The organism is Streptomyces sp. NRRL S-87 (genome assembly GCF_000719335.1).
GTDB lineage: Bacteria > Actinomycetota > Actinomycetes > Streptomycetales > Streptomycetaceae > Streptomyces.
In genome coordinates, this window is record NZ_JOGB01000146.1 from 1 (window position 1) to 2,038 (window position 2,038).

The 2,038-nt window shown below is 78.4% G+C and carries 1 protein-coding gene; it reads right to left on the reverse strand.

The window, feature by feature from the left end; all coding sequences use genetic code 11:
• A partial coding sequence (locus tag IF43_RS0135410; RefSeq protein WP_037891560.1) for an SDR family NAD(P)-dependent oxidoreductase occupies window positions 1-2,038 on the reverse strand: 2,038 nt, incomplete at both ends.

Consider the following 2,038-nt stretch of genomic DNA (forward strand, 5'->3'; position numbering starts at 1 on the left):
TCAGCGGGTGCTCCGCCGGAACGCCGGCCAGTACGGCCGCCAACGCCTCCCGGTCGGCCACGTCACACGCCGCCCAGGTCACCTCGGCACCCAGATCCGCCAGCTCCGCCGCCAACTCGCACGCGCCCGGCGCCGCTTCACCACGACGCGACACCAGCAGCAGGTGCCGCACACCGTGCTCCGCGACCAGGTGGCGGGCGAACAGGGCCCCGAGCGAACCACTCGCACCCGTCACCAGCACCGTGCCGTCACCGGCCCCACCCCCCTCGGCAGGGGCCTCGTCGGCGACCGCCACCGCGGCCCGGGCGAGCCGCGGCACCAGGACCGCCGCTCCACGTACGGCGACCTCGGACTCGCCCGAGGCCAGCGCGGCCGACACGGCACCGGCCACGTCGGCGTCGGTCGCGTCGGCGGCCACGTCGACCAGGACGAGGCGGCCGGGATTCTCCGACTGCGCCGACCGGACCAGGCCGCGCACCGCCGCGTGCGCCAGGTCCGCCACGCCCTCCCCGGCCACGGCCTCGACCGCGCCCCGGGTCAGGAACACCAGCCGCGCGGCGGACGGCTCGTCCGCGGCCCGGTCCTGGAGCAGCCCCAGCACCCTGGCGGTCTCCGCGTGCGCCGCGGCGACCGGGTCCGTGCCCGGCCGCGGTGTGCACGGCACCACCAGGGTGGTGGCGTGCTCGGCGCGCGCACCGGTCACGCCCGTCTCGTCCAGCATCCGCCAGTCCTCGGCGGTCCCGTCGGCCGCGACCTCCGTCCACGCCACCCGGAACAGGGCGTCGCGGGTGGCGTCGGGTACCGCGCCGAGCCGGTCGCGGCCGACCGCGCGCAGGGCCAGTCCGGCAACCGAGGCGACCGGTGCGCCGGTGGCGTCGGCGACCGTCAGGGACACCTCGCCGGTGCGGCCCGGGGCCAGCCGGACGCGGAGCTCGGTGGCCCCGACCGCGTGCAGGGACACCCCTGACCAGGAGAACGGCAGGCGTCCTTCGCCGGCGCCCGGGTCCGCGGCGCCCAGGCCCAGCGCGTGGAGCGCCGCGTCGAGCAGCGCCGGGTGCAGGCCGAAGCGGGCGGCCTCGGCCGCGGCGCCCTCGGGCAGGGCGACCTCGGCGTAGGTGGCGTCCTGGTCACGCCAGGCGGCGCGCAGGCCGCGGAAGACCGGTCCGTATCCGAAGCCGGAGTCGGCGAGGCCCTCGTACAGGCCGTCCACCGGTACGGGCTCCGCACCGGCCGGCGGCCACTCGGCGAAGCCCTCCGGGGCCGGGCCGGTGCCGGGCGCGAGCACGCCGACGGCGTGCCGCGTCCACGGCGCGTCCGGGTCGGCGCCCTCGGGCCGGGAGTGCAGGGACAGGGCGCGCCGGCCGGCCGGGCCGTCGGCGGCGGCGAGGGAGAGCCGGAGTTGGACGGCGCCGTGCTCGGGCAGCACCAGGGGTGCTTCGAGGGTGAGTTCCTCGATCACCTCGCAGCCGGCGTGCGTGCCGGCCCGGAGCGCGAGTTCGACGAACGCCGTGCCCGGGAGCAGCGCGGAGCCCAGGACCCGGTGGTCCCCGAGCCAGGGGTGGCCGGCCAGGGACAGCCGTCCGGTGAGGACGTGGCCGTCGGTGTCGGGCAGCTGCAGCTCGGCGCCGAGCAGCGGGTGGTCGGCGGGGCCGAGGCCGGCGGCGGTGACGTCCCCGTCGGGGCGGCCGGCGTCGAGCCAGTAGGGGCTGCGCTGGAAGGCGTAGGTCGGCAGGTCGACGCGCCGGGCGTCGAACGGGGCGTAGAAGGCCGGCCAGTCGACGGCGGTGCCGCGGACGTGGGCGGTGGACAGGGCGGTGACCAGGGTCTCGGACTCGGGGCGCCCGGCGCGCAGGACGGCGGCGAACGCGGCGGAGCCGGTGTCGTCGGCGAGGCAGGCCTGCGCCGCCGCCGACAGCACGCCGTCGGGGCCGAGTTCGACGTACGTCGTGACGCCGGCGGCTTCCAGGGTGCGGATGCCGTCGAGGAAGCGGACGGCCTCGCGGACGTGCCGGACCCAGAAGTCGGCGGAGCCCATCTC